The organism is Streptomyces sp. NBC_01320 (genome assembly GCF_035974375.1).
Taxonomy (GTDB): Bacteria; Actinomycetota; Actinomycetes; order Streptomycetales; family Streptomycetaceae; genus Streptomyces; species Streptomyces yanii.
In genome coordinates this window covers 5,619,837-5,634,878 of sequence record NZ_CP108390.1, presented here as the reverse complement: position 1 = coordinate 5,634,878, position 15,042 = coordinate 5,619,837, and the positions used below count along the sequence as shown (strand labels likewise).

The following is a 15,042-nucleotide window of genomic DNA, read 5'->3' as shown; positions in this document are numbered from 1 at the left end:
TCTCCACATTGGGGAAAACACATGCGTATTCGCGCCACTGTGGCCGCTGTTTCCGGCGCCCTGGCCCTTTCCGCTCTTGTTGTTCCGGCCGCACAGGCCGGCGACCAGGCTCCGCACGTGCACAAGCCGTCGGCTGCCGAGATCTTCGGCTCCGCGGTGAAGGACACGGCGAAGGGTTCCTTCGCTTCTTCGAGTGCAGCGACGACGGCTCCCGTCATCTCCAAGGTCACCGTCAACGGCGGCAAGGACATCGTTCTGGGCACGACGGCGCTGAAGAAGATCACCGTGTCGGTGACCGCGTCGCACCCGTCCGGCATCGCCGACGGCTATGTCATCCTGTGGCACGGAACCGACCCGACGTCGCCGGACACCATCGACGGTGTTCTCCTGCCGAATGAGGACGCGGCCACCTGCACGCCGGTCAATGCCACGACCGCGACCTGCAAGCAGACGATCACGGTCGACCCGCGCTACGACCTGTACAAGAACGCGCTCGCCGGTACCTGGCACGTCTCCGCGGGCGTGCTCGCCGGTGACCAGTCCGACATTGAGTACAACGACTTCTACGGCACGGCTCGCGTGCAGCGACTGTCGAAGCTGACGGTCAACGCGGCTCCGGAGCCTGTCAAGAAGGGCAAGACCATCACGGTCACCGGCAAGCTCTCGCGGGCGAACTGGGAGTCCCACACGTACGCGGGCTACACCGGTCAGTCGGTGAAGCTCCAGTTCCGCAAGAAGACCAGCTCCACCTACACCACGCTGAAGACGATCAAGACGAACAGCACCGGCAACCTGAAGACCACGGCCACGGCCTCGGTCGACGGCTACTGGCGCTACAGCTTCGCCGGTACCTCCACCACCCCGGCCGTCACCACCGCCGGTGACTTCGTCGACGTGCGGTAGTTCCACGCCTGATTCCAGGCGTAGTTCCACACGTGGTCCACACGAGCAGCGGGATCTCCGGGATGGGGGTCCCGCTTCTCGTACCCCCATCCTGTGCGTCCCCGCCCGGCCCACCGGTCCGCGGACGCACTGACCCATCGGGTCCCGCCGCGGCCGGAAGCCACCACGCCACCTGCCCGACGGACCCCTTTCTCCACGGGAGAAAACATGCGCATACGTGCCACTGTCGCCGCCGCGTCCGGCGCCCTGGTCCTGTCCGCCCTCGCCGTCCCGGCCGCGCACGCGGCAACGGCGGATCCCGTCATCATCTCCAAGGTCAGCGTCAACGGCGGCAAGAACACCGTCCTGGGCACGACGGCGGCGAAGACCATCACCGTGTCGGTGACCGCGTCGCACCCGTCCGGCATCGCCGACGGCTGGGTGATCCTGTGGCACGGGAAGAGCCTGGACCAGGGCATGGACGGCGCGCTGCTGCCGAACGAGGAGGAGGCGACCTGCAAGGCCGCGAGCGCCACCACCTCCACCTGCTCGTACACCATCACGATCGACCCGCGGGTCGATCTGCCGAAGAACGCGCTGGCCGGCTCCTGGCACGTCCTCGCCGGCGCGGAGGCCAAGGACGGCTCCAGCACCTCCTACGACTCCTACGCCACGGCGAAGATCCAGCGGCTGTCGAAGCTGACGGTCAACGCGGCTCCGGAGCCTGTCAAGAAGGGCAGGACCATCACGGTGACTGGCAAGCTGTCGCGTGCCAACTGGGAGACGCACGCGTACGCGGGCTACACCGGTCAGTCGGTGAAGCTCCAGTTCCGCAAGAAGACCAGCTCCACCTACACCACGGTGAAGACGATCAAGACGAACAGCACCGGCAACCTGAAGACCACGGCCACGGCCTCGGTCGACGGCTACTGGCGCTACAGCTTCGCCGGTACCTCCACCACCCCGGCCGTCACCACCGCCGGTGACTTCGTCGACGTGCGGTAACGGTTACACCGGGAAGCGGCGGCTGACCAGTCGCCAGGTGAACTCCAGGGCAGCCGCCGCCACCACCGCTATCCCCACCGCCGTCCACGGTATGACCGTGCCCACCAGCTTCAGCGCGAAGAAGTTCTGCAGCCACGGCACCATCAGCACGATCAGGAATGCCGCCCCCATCGACGCGACCAGGACGATCCGCCACCAGGTGTACGGGCGGGCGATGATCACGAGAACCCACATCGAGACGAGGAACAGCGTGAGCGTCGCGGCGCTGGTCTCCGCGCCCAGCGCTTCCGTGCCCGTGTAGTAGTGCCGGGCGACCAGGTACGTCACGAACGTGGCGATGCCCGCGATGACGCCGGACGGCACCGAGTACCGCATGACTCTGCGGACGAAGTGCGGCCGGGCCCGCTCCTTGTTCGGGGCGAGGGCCAGGAAGAAAGCCGGGACGCCGATCGTCAGCGTCGACAGCAGAGTCAGATGCCGGGGCAGGAACGGGTACTCGACCTGGAAGCAGACCACCAGGATCGCCAGCAGCACCGAATACACGGTCTTCGTCAGGAACAGGGTGGCGACCCGGGTGATGTTGCCGATCACCCGGCGGCCCTCCGCGACCACCGACGGAAGCGTCGCGAAGCTGTTGTTCAGCAGGACGATCTGGGCCACGGCGCGTGTCGCCTCGGAGCCCGAACCCATCGACACCCCGATGTCGGCGTCCTTCAGCGCCAGCACGTCGTTGACCCCGTCGCCCGTCATCGCGACGGTGTGGCCGCGGGACTGGAGGGCGGCGACCATCTCGCGCTTCTGCTGCGGGGTGACCCGGCCGAAGACCGCGTTCTCCTCCATGGCCGCGGCCATGTCGTCCGGGTCCGTGGGCAGCCGGCGCGCGTCCAGCGTGTGCTCGGCGCCGGGCAGGCCGAGCTTGCCCGCGACCGCGCCGACCGAGACGGCGTTGTCCCCGGAGATGACCTTCGTGGCGACCCGCTGGTCGGCGAAGTAGCGCAGCGTGTCCCCGGCGTCCGGCCGCAGCCGCTGCTCCAGCACGATCAGCGCGGTCGGTACGGCCCCGTGGGCGATCTCCGGCCCCTCCAGCTCGCCCTCGGCGCGCGCCAGCAGCAGCACCCGCAGCCCCTGCTCGTTGAGCTGCTCGATCTCGCCGAGCGCCGGGTCCTGGTCCGGGAGGAGCACATCGGGTGCGCCGAGCAGCCAGGTCGACGGCCGCCCGTCGGTCTCGACGAACGCGGCGCCGCTGTACTTGCGTGCCGAGGAGAACGGCAGGGCCTCCGTGCACCGCCATGCCTCGCCGTTCGGGGACGGGTACGCGTCGATGATCGCCTGCAGGCTGGCGTTGGGCCGCGGGTCGGATGCGCCGAGGGCGCTCAGCACCTGGCGTATGTACGGGTCGTCCGCGCCGTTCAGCGCCCGCACCTCGGTGACGTCCATCCCACCCTCGGTGAGCGTGCCGGTCTTGTCCAGACAGACGACGTCGACCCGGGCGAGACCCTCGATGGCGGGCAGCTCCTGCACGAGGCACTGCTTGCGGCCGAGCCGTACGACACCGATCGCGAAGGCGACCGAGGTGAGCAGGACCAGGCCCTCGGGGATCATCGGGACGATGCCGCCCACGGTGCGGGCGATCGAGTCCTTGACGTTGGTGTTCTTGACGACGAGCTGGCTGATGATGAGGCCGATCGCGGTCGGCACCATCATCCAGGTGACGTACTTGAGGATCGTGCTGATGCCGCTGCGCAGCTCGGACTGGACGAGCGTGAAGCGGGACGCCTCCTCGGCGAGCTGCGCGGCATAGGCCTCGCGGCCGACTTTGGTGGCGGAGAACGCGCCGCCGCCCGCGACGACGAAGCTGCCGGACATCACCGGGTCGCCGGCCTGCTTCAGTACGGGGTCGGCCTCGCCGGTGAGCAGGGACTCGTCGATCTCCAGGTTGTCGGCCTCGGCCACCGCGCCGTCGACCACGACCTTGTCGCCGGGCCCGAGCTCGACGAGATCGCCCAGGACGATCTCGGAGGTGGAGATCTCGGCCGCGACCCCGTCGCGCCGGACCGTGGGTTTCGCCTCGCCGATGACCGCGAGGCTGTCCAGGGTCTTCTTGGCGCGCCACTCCTGGACGATGCCGATGCCTGTGTTGGCGATGATCACGAAGCCGAAAAGGCTGTCCTGGATCGGCGCGACGAACAGCATGATCAGCCAGAGCACGCCGATGATCAGGTTGAACCGGGTGAAGACGTTGGCACGGACGATCTCGCGGACGGAGCGGGACGAGCGGACGGGTACGTCGTTGACCTCGCCCCGGGCGATCCGCTCGGCCACCTCGTCCGCGGTCAGCCCGCTCGTGCGGACGGCCGTGGCAGGGAGCTTCATCGGGTGGACCGGGTCGAGCTCGGAACCGGCGTCGATCATGGCCCGCCGACGGGGCCGGCCAGGTGTGTGCTCCCCGGAGGAGCGGAGTGCCCGCTGCGTCATGGTTCCGACGGTACGGCTGGAACGTCCGGTTCACCCGCCGGGGGGTCGAAGATCAGACCGGGGGAGGAGCGGAATGGTCCTCGGGCGGTACGAAAGTCAGGGCCGACTCTGACTTTCGTCGGTGGCGCCGGACGCGTCGGCCGGGCCGGCCCCGACGGCCGCCCGCTTGATCGCCGCGTCGCGCCCCCGCACGTACCAGATACCGATCAGTCCGAGCCCGGCACCGGCCAGACACGTCCAGATCCACCACGCGTGCCCGTGGTCGTCGAACCAGCCGTAGAACGGCAGCTGCGCGAGGAAGAGGACGAACCAGAGGATCGTGCCGCCGGTGATGGTGGCGACGACGGGCCCCTCCAGGGGCTCGGGTGCCTCGTGTGTCGGTGTCCACTTCGCCATGAGCTCAGTGTATGCGGCCCGTATGCGAAGCTCCTCGGCCCAGTCCGCTCAAGGGTCTACGCGCGGAGATAGCGATCTTCGCCTTATGTATTCATACTGAATCTGCTTATGGCTGTCTCGATTTATTCGTGTAAAAGTCCAAAGCTGACCACTCTTCTCCCCCCTCTACGCACGACTGAGGTCATACATGTCCCCCTCGGCCACCGCTTCGGTCGACTCCAGGCAGCCCATAGCTCCACAGCCGCACGGCGGCCTGGACCGTTTCTTCAAGATCTCCGAGCGGGGGTCGTCGGTCGCGCGTGAGATCCGCGGCGGATTCGCCACGTTCTTCGCGATGGCGTACATCATCGTGCTGAACCCGATCATCCTCGGCAGTGCGAAGGACATGTACGGGCACCAGCTGAGCGGCGGCCAGCTGGTCACCGCCACCGTGCTGACCGCCGCGTTCTCCACGCTCCTGATGGGCGTCATCGGCAACGTGCCGATCGCGCTGGCCGCCGGCCTCGGCGTCAACACCGTCGTCGCCCTCCAGCTCGCCCCCCGGATGAGCTGGCCGGACGCGATGGGCATGGTCGTCCTCGCGGGCATCGTCGTCATGCTGCTGGTCGCGACCGGGCTGCGCGAACGCGTGATGAACGCGGTGCCGACGTCGCTCCGCAAGGGCATCGCCATCGGTATCGGTCTCTTCATCCTGCTGATCGGTCTGGTCGACTCGGGCTTCGTCTCCCGCATCCCGGACGCCGCGCACACCACCGTGCCGCTCCAGCTCGGCAGCGACGGCCACCTCCATGGCTGGCCGGTCCTGGTCTTCATCCTCGGCGCGCTGCTCACGCTCGCGCTGATCGTCCGCAAGGTGCCGGGCGCGATCCTCATCTCCATCGTCTCGATGACGGTCGTCGCGCTGATCATCGACGCGGTCGCCGATCTGCCGGGCGAGGCGTGGGGTCTGACCGTCCCGCAGTGGCCGGGCAATCCGGTCGCCACCCCCGACTTCGGGCTGCTCGGCCACGTCAGTCTGTTCGGCGGCTTCGACAAGGTCGGTGTGCTCACCGGCATCCTGTTCGTCTTCACCGTGCTGCTGTCCTGCTTCTTCGACGCGATGGGCACCATCCTCGGCGTCGGCGACGAGGCCAAGCTGATGGACAAGGACGGCAACTTCCCCGGCATCAACAAGGTGCTGTTCGTGGACGGCATCGCGGTCGCAGCGGGCGGTGCGAGCTCCGCCTCCGCGGGAACCTGCTTCGTGGAGTCCACCGCGGGCGTCGGCGAGGGCGCCCGCACCGGTTTCGCGAGTGTGGTGACCGGCCTGCTGTTCACGGTGGCACTGTTCCTGACGCCGCTGGCGACCATGGTCCCGTCGCAGGCGGCCACTCCGGCGCTGCTGGCCGTCGGCTTCCTGATCATCGCGGGTTCGGTGCGGGACATCGACTGGAGCGACTACACGCTCGCCATCCCGGCCTTCCTGGCCATGGTGATGATGCCGTTCACCTACTCGATCACCAACGGTATCGGCATCGGCTTCATCGCCTTCTCCGTGCTGAGGGTGGCGGCCGGGCGCTGGCGCGAGGTGCCGGTGGCCATGTACATCGTGTCGGCGGTCTTCGTCTTCTACTACGCGATGCCTGCTCTCGGCCTCACGTGACCTCTTCCGCTCCATAGAACTTCTGCGTCTCGTCGACGGCCGTCTTGAAGCGCTCGTCGAAGTCGTCCCGAATGAGCGTCCGGACCACATAGTCCTGGACGCTCATTCCGCGTTTGGCGGCGTGCTGCCGGAGCCGGTCGAGCAGCTCACCGTCTACCCGCAGGCTGAGCACTGTCGATCCCATGGCAAGCAGGGTTAGGCCTCCGAGGTCGGTTGGCGTCACTTTCCGCATCCAACTCACTCGTTCGGGTGAGTGATCAGGCGCGCCTGTACCAGCGAATGGTCTTTAGGGTAGGTAATGAGGTATTCTAATGAACATGCCTGACCTGATCCACGACGGCGACAGTGCCGCCGCCGTGAGCTCCCTTCGTTCCGCCGTGATGCTGCTGGGCCGACGCCTCAAGCACCAGCGCGTCGACGAGTCGCTGAGCCCCACCGAGATGTCGGTGCTCGGCACGCTCGCCCGCTGCGGTTCCGCCACCCCCGGTGAGCTGGCCCGCAAGGAGCATGTGCAGCCTCCGTCGATGACCCGCATCGTCGCGCTGCTGGAAGCCAAGGGGCTGGTCAGACTGGAACCGCACCCCGATGACCGTCGCCAGAAGATGGTCAGCCAGACCGAGCAGGCCGAAGCCATGCTCGAGGAGAGCCGCTCCAAGCGGAACGCCTGGCTGGCCACCCTCGCCGAGGGCCTGGACGAGGAGGAGTGGGAGACGCTGCGCAAAGCCGCGCCCGTACTGGAAAAGCTCGCCCACCTGTAGCGGCGGCACCGGACCGCGGTCCGGTGCCGCTTCACTGCCTCGTCAGTCAGCGAAATGTCCACGCCGAGGAGGCGAACCCTTTTGAGTACGGGATCCGGAGCAGACTCCGCCCCCGCACCGACGTCCACCCACGAGAGCAAGCCCGGCGGGACCTTCTCGTCGCTGAAGATCCGCAACTACCGTCTGTTCGCCACAGGCGCCGTGATCTCCAACACCGGTACCTGGATGTCCCGCATCACGCAGGACTGGCTCGTCCTGAGCCTCACCGGGTCCGCCGCCGCCGTCGGCATCACCACGGCCCTCCAGTTTCTTCCCATGCTGCTCTTCGGCCTGTACGGCGGCGTCATCGCCGACCGGCTCCCGAAGCGCAAGCTCCTCCTCGTCAGCCAGGCCGCGCTCGGCCTCTGCGGCATCGCCCTCGCCGTCCTCACGCTCTCCGGAGTCGTCCAGGTCTGGCACGTCTACCTGATCGCCTTCCTCCTCGGCATGGTCACGGTCGTCGACAACCCGGCCCGCCAGTCGTTCGTCTCCGAGATGGTCGGCCCGGCCCAGCTGCGCAACGCGGTCAGCCTGAACTCGGCCAACTTCCAGTCCGCCCGGCTCATCGGCCCCGCCGTCGCGGGTGTCCTGATCACCACGGTCGGCAGCGGCTGGGCATTCATGTTCAACGGTCTGTCCTTCCTCGCCCCGCTCGTCGGTCTGCTGATGATGCGTACGGGCGAATTGCACAAGGCGGTCGTCGTACCGCGCGCCAAGGGGCAGCTGCGTGAGGGGCTGCGCTATGTCTCCGGCCGCCCCGAGCTGATCTGGCCGATCGTCCTCGTCGGCTTCGTCGGCACGTTCGGCTTCAACTTCCCGATCTGGCTCACCGCCTTCGCGGACGAGATCTTCCACGGCGGCGCCGGGATGTACTCGTTCTTCAACATCCTCATGGCGGCCGGCTCCCTGGCCGGCGCCCTGCTCGCCGCCCGTCGTCGTTCCTCGCGGCTGCGGATGCTGGTGGCGGCGGGCACCGCATTCGGTCTCCTGGAGATCATCGCGTCCGTGTCCCCGTCCGTCTGGCTCTTCGCGATCCTGCTGGTCCCGATCGGCATGATCGGCCTGACGACCAACATCAGCGCGAACACGAGTGTCCAGATGGCGGCCGACCCGGCCATGCGCGGCCGGGTGATGAGCCTGTACATGATGGTCTTCGCCGGGGGCACGCCGGTGGGCGCCCCGATCGTGGGCTGGATCAGCGACGCGTACGGCGTCCGGACCGGCATGGCGGTCGGCGGTGCGTTCTCGCTGCTGGCCGCGCTCGGCGTCGGCTTCATGCTGGCCCGCGTCGGCGGCCTGCGCCTCAAGGTCGACCTGCGACCGGGCCACCCGCATGTGCGGTTCGTCCCGCGCGAGCAGCTGGCGACGGCGGCCTGAGGGCCGCCGGTACGCGACGTGGTTCGGCCCCGACCGGTGGGTACCGGTCGGGGCCGTTGCTCATGGCCGAGGGCGCTGTCAGTCGTGCGGGAACTCGTCGGTCCTGAGGGTGATACCGACGGGGGTGTCGGTGAGGTCGATGTCCGTGCCGAAAAGCACGGTCAGCTTGGATCCGTATACGCCGTTCGCGGGATTCCGGAAAACGTGGCACTCGCCGCTGTACGGGTCGGCGATCAAGTACACCGGAACGCCCGCCGCCGCATAAGCGTCCTTCTTCGGTCCGTAGTCGTTCATCGCGGTGCCCTTCGAGATCACCTCGGCCACGAACTCCACACCCGAGAACAGCCAGTTTCCTTTGCCGTCCTTCGCGGCGTCCTCCCTCAGCGCCAGCACATCTGCCGCGAACCCGTTCAGATGCCCCGGAAAGTCGACCCGCACATCGGACTTCAGTCGCCTGCGCGGATATGTGGCCCGAAGCTGCTCGAAAATGTCGGCAATGATGTCCCAGTGGGTGTTCCGCTGAGGCGACATGAAGATGTTTCCCCCGACGATCTCGGTCTTGATTCCCTCGGGGACGGGCATCTTCTCGAGCCACTCGAACATGGAGTCCAGAGTCCGCTCGTCGCGCTCTTCGGCCATCTCGATCCTGTCGGTGTCTACGACGGTCATCGTGCCGCTCCTCCCCGCTGCCGCACGGGCGCGGGCAGCCGCGCAGTACAACGATACGCACGGTGACCGGGGCACGCCGGTACGGTGCGACACTCGGTTCATGAGCCGCATGAGACTCTTCGTCGCCGTCCCGCCGCCCGACTCCGCCATCGCGGAGCTCCGCCGTGCCGTCGCCCCGCTGCACACCCTTCCGGGCGCCGGTGGTCTGCGCTGGACCGGAACCGACGCGTGGCACTTCACGCTCGCCTTCCTCGGTGTGGTCGACGACGCGCTGCTGCCCGATCTGCACGAGCGGCTGGGGCGCGCCGCGGGTCGCACCGAGCGGTTCCCGCTGCGTATCCACCGCGGCGGCCGGTTCGACGGCCATGTGCTGTGGGCCGGGGCCGCGGGCGGCCTCGACACGATGAGGCTCCTCGCCGAGCGTGCCGACGCCGCCGCCCGCCGCGCCGGCGTGCCGATGGACGAGCACCGCCGTTACACCCCGCACCTCACCCTCGCCCGCAGTCGCGCCGAGGCGGACCTGCACCCCTATCTGGCGGCCCTGGACACCTTCGAGGGCACACCGTGGGAGGTCGGTGAGATGGCTCTCGTGCGCAGCAATCTGCCGGTTTCCGGGGTGCCGGGGGAGCAGCCGCGGTACGAGGTGGTCGCATCCTGGTCGCTGGGACACTGAGCGGTGCGGTTACGCTCGAGGGGTGGACCCGAAGACCAGAAACCGCATCATGGCGGCCGTGCTCGTGCTGATGTTCGCCGTCGTCGCCGTGGCAGCCGCGCTCGGCGGCTGAGAGCCTGTCGGGTGACACCGGCTCCCGTCAGGCGAGCCCCCGGGCGGTCTCCGTCGCGAACGCCTCGGGGTTGTCCAGCATGATGTTGTGTCCGCATTCCGGGACCGGCACGACCCGCACCCCGGCCGCGACGAGACCGTCCTCGTCGGGCAGCGGCCCGCCGCTCTCCGGCCGCAGAAAGGTGCGCGGAATCTTCAGCTCCAGCAGCAGCTCGCGCATGGTCGGCGTCGTCCCGCGCGCGAGGTGCACGGCGCTGCGGTGCAGCGCCTCCGGGCCCGCGAGCCGCATCGTCGACCACCAGTGGGGTCCCACCCGGTCGCGCACTTCGTGCCGTCCGTGATCGAGGAACTCCTCCTCCGTGTACGCGGCGATGCCGCTGGAGCCGGGCCGCGGCGGCGCGGGCGCGACCGGGTCGAGGTTCGCGTCGACCAGGACCAGCCGCGCCACCAGGTCCGGATGGCGGGCCGCGAGCACGATGGCCACCGCGCCGCCCATGCTGTGCGCGATGACGTCCGTGGCGTACGCGTCGGCTGATCGGAGGGCGACGGCAATCGCGTCGGCGTGTGCTTCGAGGGTGTAGTCGACATCCGTGGGCCGGTCGCTGATGCCGAAGCCGAGCATGTCCATGAGCAGCGAACGGCTGCCGGCGAGGAGCGGATGGACGGCGCTCGCGGTGAAGTACGGACCGGACGAGGCGCCCAGCCCATGCAGATAGACGCGGGTCGGTGCCGTGCTGCCGGGGATCTCCACCCACCGGATGTGCGCGCCGCCCGCTGTCACCTGTGCGTTCTTCATGCTCTCCCGTTCCCCTTCCGGCCCCGTAAACTCTCGGCGAGACTATATATCGGTGCCGATGTATAGAGCAATGAGGGAGGATGCTCGGGTGTTGGAACTGGCCATCCTGGGATTTCTGTACGAGCAGCCATTGCACGGCTACGAGCTGAAGCGACGCGTCGCCCACCTCACCGGCCACGTCCGCCCGATCGCGGACGGAACCCTGTACCCGGCGATCAAGCGCCTGGAGCGCGCCGGATGGCTCGGTCGCCGCACCGAGCCCGGCAGCAGGGCCGCCCCCCGCCACACGCTGACCCTGACGGACGAGGGGCGCGAGGAGCTGCGCCGCCGGCTGCGCGAGGCCGACGCGGTGGACATCAGCGACGAGAACCGCTGGTTCACCGTGCTCGCCTTCCTCCGCCATCTCCCGGCGCCCGCCGAGCAGGCGGACGTGCTGCGGCGCAGGCTGGCGTTCCTGCGGGAGCCGAGCAGTTTCTTCTACGACTACGACTCCGAGGGCGAGCGCCCACTCGGAGCGGAGGCGTTCGACGACCCGTTCCGCCGAGGTGTTCTCACGATCGCCCGCGCGACGAGCGAGGCGGAACTGAGCTGGCTGGCAACGACGCTGGAGGACCTCGAAGCCCGCTGAGCCCGCCCGCCGGCCACTTGCTTCGAGCGGACTCGAAGGCGTTGGCTTGGTGCCCATGAAGTACACGCAGCTCGGACGCACCGGACTCGAAGTCAGCCGACTTGTCCTCGGCACCATGAACTTCGGTCCGCAGACCAATGAGGCCGACAGTCACGCGATCATGGACGCCGCTCTGGACGCGGGCGTCAACTTCTTCGACACCGCCAATGTCTACGGCTGGGGCGAGAACAAGGGCCGTACCGAGGAGATCCTCGGCACCTGGTTCGCCCAGGGCGGCGAACGCCGCGACAGGGTCGTCCTCGCCACCAAGGTGTACGGGAACATGGCCGCGGAAGGCGACGCCTGGCCCAACCACCACAAGCTCTCCGCCCTCAACATCCGGCGGGCCGTCGACGCCAGCCTCAAGCGGCTGCAGACCGACCACATCGACCTGTACCAGTTCCACCACATCGACCGCTCCACCCCGGTCGAGGAGATCTGGCAGGCCATCGACGTACTGATCCAGCAAGGCAAGATCCTCTACGCCGGTTCGTCCAACTTCGCCGGCTGGAAGATCGCCCAGACCAACGAGACCGCCAGGCGCCTCGGTTCGTACGGGCTGGTCAGCGAGCAGTGCCTCTACAACCTCGCCGAGCGCCGCGCCGAGATGGAGGTCATCCCGGCAGCGCAGGAGTACGGACTGGGTGTCATCCCGTGGTCCCCGCTGCACGGCGGACTGCTCGGCGGTGTGATCCGCAAGGAGCGCGAGGGCGGCGCGGCCCGCTCGGCGTCCGGCCGGTCCGCGGACGCGCTCGCCAACACCACGGTGCGGGCGCAGATCCAGGCTTACGAGGACCTGCTCGACAAGCACGGTCTGGAGCCCGGCGAGGTGGGGCTGGCCTGGCTGCTGACCCGCCCGGGTGTGACGGGACCGATCTCCGGCCCGCGCACGCGGGAGCAGCTGGACTCGGCGGTGCGCGCGGTGGACCTCGATCTGTCGGACGAGGTGCTCGCGTCCCTGGACGAGATCTTCCCGGGCCCGGGTCCGTCGCCGGAGGCCTTCGCCTGGTAGGCGACGGGGCCGACAGGCTCTGAGCCCGGCTCCGCGACACAGGTGCGCGGAGCCGGGCTCAGGTCATGCGGGGACGTCCGTCAGCGGACCGCAGCGGCTACTTGAGGTAGACGAGGCCGTCCGTCGTGATCGCCGGACGGCCCGAGGTGGCGACGACGACGATCTTGACGGTGTGCTTGGCGCTGGTGGACCAGCTCTTCGTCCACAGGGCGTCGCGGTACTTGGTGGTGGACGACTTCAGGTCGACCGTGGCCACCTTCGTACCGTCGACGTACACGTACGCCTGGCCGGACGTGGAGGCGCGCGAGACCACCCAGGCGGCCGAACGGCCGGTGAACGTCCAGCTCAGGCTCGCGCCCTTGGAGGAGCTGGAGTACGACTTGCCGCCCAGGTACGAGGACGAGGACTTGGTCGTCCAGGTGCCGGTCTTCGTGGCCGAGGTCTCCTGGAGGATGACCGGGGTGCCGGAGACGGAGGCGGCCGCGGTGTTGCCCGCGAGGTCGTACGCGCTCATGGACCACGCGGTCGCCACGCCGGACTTCGCGGTGTGCGAGGCGCTCGTGGTGGTGGGGCCGTAGGTCTTGGCGACCGGAGCGGTCAGCCGGACCTCCTTGAGCGACGCGGCGTCGGTCGCCTTCCACTTCAGGGTGAGCGGGACGGCGGTGGTGTTCACCGTGCCGGTGCGCAGCGCGAGGTTCGGCTTGGTGGTGAAGCTCGGCGCCGTCTGGTCGGCGACCACGGTCGCCGCCGCGGACAGGGTCGTCTTCCCCGACTGGTGGGTGGCGCGGACCTGGACCGAGTGCGTGCCGACGCCGAGGGTGGCCTTCGCCGACGTGGCGGTGCCCGCGGCGGTGGCGACGCTCTTGCCGTCGACCAGCAGCTCGTACTTGGAGATGAAGGCGCTCGGAGTGCTCGCCGACCAGCCGACCGTGATCGCGGACTTGGTGTAGTACGACGTCCCGGACAGGGTGGCGCCGGTCACCGACTTGATGGCCAGTCCGGTGACGGGGCCCGCGGCGAGGCTGCGGATCGTGGGCAGCTGCCCGTACAGCATGGTGCCGGGGCACTCGGTGTTGAAGCCGTCGCGGTGGCCGGAGATCTGCTTGAAGGAGTACTGCGTACCGGCGGTGAAGGTCTTCTTGAAGCCGTTGGACCCGTTGGCGCCCGCGGTGAGCATGGTGCTGCCCGCCGGGTCGCCCTTGTACTGGCCGAGCTTCCACGCGGCGATCCGGGCCACCGAGGTGGTCACCGCGCTCGGGGCGGCCGTGTTCGTGTAGGTGCCGAGAACGGAGATACCGGTCGACTCACGGTTGAAGCCGTAGGTGTGTGCGCCGAGGACCGGCCGGTCCAGGCCGCCCTTGCGGCCCTCGAAGATCGTCCCGCACTTGTCGACCAGGAAGTTGTAGCCGATGTCCTTCCAGCCCTCGCTCTTCACGTGGTACGCGTAGATGCCGCGGACGACGGAGGCGGAGTCGGCGCAGGAGTAGTCGTTGGTCCCTGCGGTGTGGTGGACGAAGACGGCCTTGACCGTGTCGTTGTACTCCGGCGCCTCCGGGCTGATCGACTCGTCGGCGCCCCAGCCCGCACGCGAGGTGATGGGCGGCTTGGGGACGGTGGACGGCGGCGCGGGCGGCAGCGTTGCGGACGGCGAGGTGCTCGCGGACGGCGAGGAGCTGTCGCTCGCCGTGGGCGAGGGGCTGTCCGTCGCCGTCTCGGACGGTGTCACGGGCGGCGTCTCGGATGCCGGGGCGGTGTCGGACTCCGTGGCCGAGGGGGTCGGTTCCGCGGTGGCCGTCGGATCGGCCGGGGGGGAGTCGGACGGCGACGGTTCGGCCGGGACGTCGGTTTCGGCGACGAAGGCGGCCGGGTCCGCGTGCAGCGACGAGCCCTTGCCGGGGTCGATGGTGTCCAGCCGCAGCCCGGCGGGCAGCTTCGCGGAGACTTTGCCGCCCGCGGTGACGCGTACCTCGACGCCGTTGGACGGGCCGACCCACCGTGGTTCGGTCGCCCCGCGGACGCCGGAGCGGCCCGCCTCCGTGCGGCCGTCGTTGTCGGTCTCCAGCGGCAGCCAGGACGACCAGGTGCCGTTCGCGGCCGACTTGGTCCGTACCTCGACCGCTCCCGTCACCTTCGCCGCCGGGTCGGTCCAGGTGACCCCCAGCATGCTGAACGGTGCGGTGTCCCGCCGGCCGAGCGACGCGGAACTGCCGTCCGCGGCCACCTTCAGCTCAGTCTTCCGTACATCGGTCCTGACCGGACCGGCCTTGCTGTCACTGTCATTCGCGGAGTCGCCGGTCACGTTCTGAAACACCACGAAACCCGCCACGGCCGCCGTTGTCACGGCAGCCGTGGTCCATATTTTTCGGTGCGATCTCACGTCGTATCCCTCGGGGTGTCACGGGGGGTGGCAAGGAGCCGTTTGGATCACGGCGTTCGCACAGCTTTCCATGACCGTCCGCCGACCCGTCCAGCCACCCCCCGGCACCTGGCTTGGTCTTTACCCTGTGCGGAGGGTCAGGCGCGTCCCCGGCGACGATCCG

General features: G+C 68.8%; 14 protein-coding genes. 8 read left to right on the top strand and 6 right to left on the bottom strand.

The genetic code is table 11. The features are described 5' to 3' along the window. Nucleotides 1-21: 21 nt before the first annotated feature. Both OG395_RS25555 and OG395_RS25550 read left to right on the top strand, forming a co-directional pair. A complete protein-coding gene (locus OG395_RS25555) occupies nucleotides 22-903 on the top strand; it encodes a DUF5707 domain-containing protein (RefSeq protein WP_327245015.1) in 882 nt (293 codons plus the stop codon). Nucleotides 904-1,110: 207 nt separating this feature from the next. Further along, nucleotides 1,111-1,887 carry a DUF5707 domain-containing protein gene (locus tag OG395_RS25550; protein WP_327245014.1) on the top strand — a complete coding sequence of 259 codons (777 nt, stop codon included), beginning with the start codon at nucleotides 1,111-1,113 and terminating at the stop codon, nucleotides 1,885-1,887. 3 nt (nucleotides 1,888-1,890) lie between these two features. Here OG395_RS25550 and OG395_RS25545 read toward each other — a convergent pair whose 3' ends face one another. Together OG395_RS25545 and OG395_RS25540 are read right to left on the bottom strand one after the other, a co-directional pair. Next, nucleotides 1,891-4,362: an HAD-IC family P-type ATPase gene (locus tag OG395_RS25545; RefSeq protein ID WP_327245013.1), complete on the bottom strand. Its 2,472-nt coding sequence runs from the start codon at nucleotides 4,360-4,362 to the stop codon at nucleotides 1,891-1,893. Between the two features lie 96 nt (nucleotides 4,363-4,458). Beyond that, nucleotides 4,459-4,758 carry a DUF2530 domain-containing protein gene (locus OG395_RS25540; RefSeq protein ID WP_327245012.1) on the bottom strand — a complete coding sequence of 100 codons (300 nt, stop codon included), beginning with the start codon at nucleotides 4,756-4,758 and terminating at the stop codon, nucleotides 4,459-4,461. Between the two features lie 187 nt (nucleotides 4,759-4,945). On the opposite strand from OG395_RS25540, the gene OG395_RS25535 reads away from it, so the two are divergent. Further along, nucleotides 4,946-6,400, top strand: a complete 1,455-nt coding sequence (locus OG395_RS25535) for an NCS2 family permease (protein ID WP_327245011.1) — start codon at nucleotides 4,946-4,948, stop codon at nucleotides 6,398-6,400. On the opposite strand, the gene OG395_RS25530 is transcribed toward OG395_RS25535, so the two are convergent. Beyond that, the gene (locus tag OG395_RS25530) at nucleotides 6,393-6,584 is read right to left on the bottom strand and encodes a ribbon-helix-helix protein, CopG family (protein ID WP_327245010.1); all 192 of its coding nucleotides are present in this window, start codon (nucleotides 6,582-6,584) and stop codon (nucleotides 6,393-6,395) included. The genes OG395_RS25535 and OG395_RS25530 overlap by 8 nt on opposite strands. Before the next feature lie 133 nt (nucleotides 6,585-6,717). Here OG395_RS25530 and OG395_RS25525 point away from each other — a divergent pair, with 133 nt between their 5' ends. Together OG395_RS25525 and OG395_RS25520 are read left to right on the top strand one after the other, a co-directional pair. After that, nucleotides 6,718-7,158 (top strand): MarR family winged helix-turn-helix transcriptional regulator, encoded by a 441-nt coding sequence (locus tag OG395_RS25525; protein WP_266982958.1) that lies wholly within the window; start codon nucleotides 6,718-6,720, stop codon nucleotides 7,156-7,158. 81 nt (nucleotides 7,159-7,239) lie between these two features. Further along, entirely contained in the window at nucleotides 7,240-8,574 is a 1,335-nt protein-coding gene (locus tag OG395_RS25520; RefSeq protein WP_327245009.1) for an MFS transporter, read from the top strand. Nucleotides 8,575-8,652: 78 nt separating this feature from the next. Here OG395_RS25520 and OG395_RS25515 read toward each other — a convergent pair whose 3' ends face one another. After that, nucleotides 8,653-9,243 carry a Uma2 family endonuclease gene (locus OG395_RS25515; RefSeq protein WP_327245008.1) on the bottom strand — a complete coding sequence of 197 codons (591 nt, stop codon included), beginning with the start codon at nucleotides 9,241-9,243 and terminating at the stop codon, nucleotides 8,653-8,655. A gap of 109 nt (nucleotides 9,244-9,352) precedes the next feature. Here OG395_RS25515 and thpR point away from each other — a divergent pair, with 109 nt between their 5' ends. Then, a complete protein-coding gene (thpR, locus tag OG395_RS25510) occupies nucleotides 9,353-9,916 on the top strand; it encodes an RNA 2',3'-cyclic phosphodiesterase (protein WP_327249456.1) in 564 nt (187 codons plus the stop codon). A gap of 139 nt (nucleotides 9,917-10,055) precedes the next feature. Here the strand turns inward: thpR and OG395_RS25505 are convergent, their stop codons facing one another. Continuing rightward, nucleotides 10,056-10,823 (bottom strand): alpha/beta fold hydrolase, encoded by a 768-nt coding sequence (locus tag OG395_RS25505; RefSeq protein ID WP_327245007.1) that lies wholly within the window; start codon nucleotides 10,821-10,823, stop codon nucleotides 10,056-10,058. Between the two features lie 88 nt (nucleotides 10,824-10,911). On the opposite strand from OG395_RS25505, the gene OG395_RS25500 reads away from it, so the two are divergent. Both OG395_RS25500 and OG395_RS25495 read left to right on the top strand, forming a co-directional pair. Further along, the gene (locus tag OG395_RS25500) at nucleotides 10,912-11,451 is read left to right on the top strand and encodes a PadR family transcriptional regulator (RefSeq protein WP_327245006.1); all 540 of its coding nucleotides are present in this window, start codon (nucleotides 10,912-10,914) and stop codon (nucleotides 11,449-11,451) included. A 55-nt stretch (nucleotides 11,452-11,506) separates the two neighbouring features. Then, the gene (locus OG395_RS25495) at nucleotides 11,507-12,502 is read left to right on the top strand and encodes an aldo/keto reductase (protein WP_327245005.1); all 996 of its coding nucleotides are present in this window, start codon (nucleotides 11,507-11,509) and stop codon (nucleotides 12,500-12,502) included. Nucleotides 12,503-12,599: 97 nt separating this feature from the next. Here the strand turns inward: OG395_RS25495 and OG395_RS25490 are convergent, their stop codons facing one another. Then, on the bottom strand, nucleotides 12,600-14,879 hold the full coding sequence (locus OG395_RS25490) for a peptidoglycan recognition protein family protein (protein ID WP_327245004.1): 2,280 nt from the start codon (nucleotides 14,877-14,879) through the stop codon (nucleotides 12,600-12,602). Nucleotides 14,880-15,042 lie beyond the last annotated feature (163 nt).